Source organism: Streptomyces sp. NPDC031274 (genome assembly GCF_055570235.1).
On record NZ_JBVIHP010000154.1, the window covers coordinates 1 to 1,764 of the forward strand.

2 protein-coding genes and 1 pseudogene are annotated in these 1,764 nt (G+C 40.4%); all 3 read left to right on the forward strand.

What is annotated here, in order from left to right; translation table 11 throughout:
• Positions 1–131, forward strand: a 131-nt coding sequence (locus tag ACZ5CR_RS44465; RefSeq protein ID WP_468869163.1) for an aminomethyltransferase beta-barrel domain-containing protein, incomplete at its 5' end; no start/stop codon positions are given.
• 198 nt (positions 132–329) lie between these two features.
• On the forward strand, positions 330–1,277 hold the full coding sequence (locus tag ACZ5CR_RS44470; protein WP_003130410.1) for an IS30 family transposase: 948 nt from the start codon (positions 330–332) through the stop codon (positions 1,275–1,277).
• Between the two features lie 91 nt (positions 1,278–1,368).
• A pseudogene (locus ACZ5CR_RS44475) lies at positions 1,369–1,764 on the forward strand (hypothetical protein); the annotation flags it as partial.

A 1,764-nucleotide genomic window follows, 5' to 3' on the forward strand; every position in this document is an offset into this window, starting at 1 on the left:
TTGATTTCGACGAACCTGTTCGAGCAATTACTCCCGGACAAGATGTTGTTTTCTATGATGGAGAAGAATGTCTTAGTGGTGCGATGATTGACGTAGCCTACAAAGCACAAAAAGTAATGCAATATCAATAAAATATTGACCTGTCAAAGTTTTGACAGGTTTTTTTGAACAAAAAAAGAAACGGTTTTCATAACTTGTCGATAATATTTCTGTACATAATAAAATACTTCGCAAATTGTAAAATGAAGTTAGCCACCTTGAGTCAAGCAAAAAACATCTGAATCTCTTATACTAGAAGTTCGACCAAATAGTATAAAAAGGAAATTCAGATGCAAGACTATTCTATCACAAGCCAGAGCAAAGGGAAACACCTGACCAATCAAGACCGTTTAAACATTGAACGTTGGCACAATAAAGAAGGACTGAGCAACCGTGAGATTGCGCGCTTATTGAATAAAGCTCATGGGACGATTGACAGAGAGATGAAGCGAGGGGAAATCCAGCTCAAGCGGAAGGTAAAATACTCTGCTAAAAAGGCTCAAGAAAATTATGAAGGATTGAGGGCTCACAGTGTTCGTCCGAGTAAACTCACGACTGAGATTGATTGTTATGTGAGTACACGTCTTAAAGAAGACAAGGACTCTTTGGAAGTCATTCATCAGGCTCTAAAAGGAGTTTCTCTGAGCAGCCTCTACAATTGGGTCAACTGGGGCTGGTTAGAAGCCAAGCGTCATCATCTTTTCTATCCGCAGTATAAGGCGGCAAAGAAAATCAAACCTCGTGCGCCAAAGCATCCTTTTGGTAAGTCTATTGAAGAACGGCCTGAGTTCATTAACAATCGCTTAGAAGTGGGGCATTACGAGATTGACACGGTCATTCTTACGAGAGCTAAGAACAAGGTGCTTTTGACGCTCACAGAGCGAAAATACCGCACGGAGATCATTCGCTTGATTGATGGGAAAACAGCACAGGCGGTCAATGATGAGCTGGTGGAACTTCAAAAAAGTTATGACTTCAAATCCATTACCCCTGACAATGGCCATGAATTTGCAAGGCTCTCTGAGGTCGTAAGCTGTCCAGTTTACTATGCACACGCCTACGCGAGCTTTGAGCGAGGGACGAATGAAAACCATAACCGAATGATTCGTAGGCATCTGCCAAAAGGCACAACAAAGACGACCCCTGAAGAAGTCGCCGCTATCGAGTATTGGATGAACCATTATCCAAGAAAAATGTTCAACTATAAGAGTTCATATGAGATGAGCTTGGCTGGCTAACTTGGACTTGCAATTTGCGATTTTTATTTTTTATAAAAAAATAAATTAAATAGGCTAGGAAATTCAGCCTTTTTGCGTTAAAATAGTCTTTATGACATTAACACAAGAATTTGATACGATTGCGGCGATTTCGACACCGCTTGGTGAAAGAGCAATTGCCATTGTTCGTTTATCAGGGACAGATGCCCTAAAAATTGCTCAATCTGTCTATAAAGGAAAAAATTTAACTCAAGTTGCTAGCCATACGATTAATTATGGCCATATTTTTGAAGAAAAACGTCTCGTTGACGAAGTCATGGTTTCAGTCATGCGTGCGCCTAAAACATTTACACGCGAGGATATTGTTGAAATAAATACGCATGGTGGAATTGCAGTCACACAAGAAATTTTGCAATTACTTTTACGTAATGGCGCAAGACTCGCTGAACCTGGCGAATTTACCAAACGTGCCTTTTTAAATGGACGAATTGACTTGGCTCAGGCTGAA

Bases quoted from the DNA above. Each gene is read 5' to 3' on its own strand.
- ACZ5CR_RS44470 (WP_003130410.1), top strand. From the start codon at position 330: ATGCAAGACTATTCTATCACAAGCCAGAGCAAAGGGAAACACCTGACC.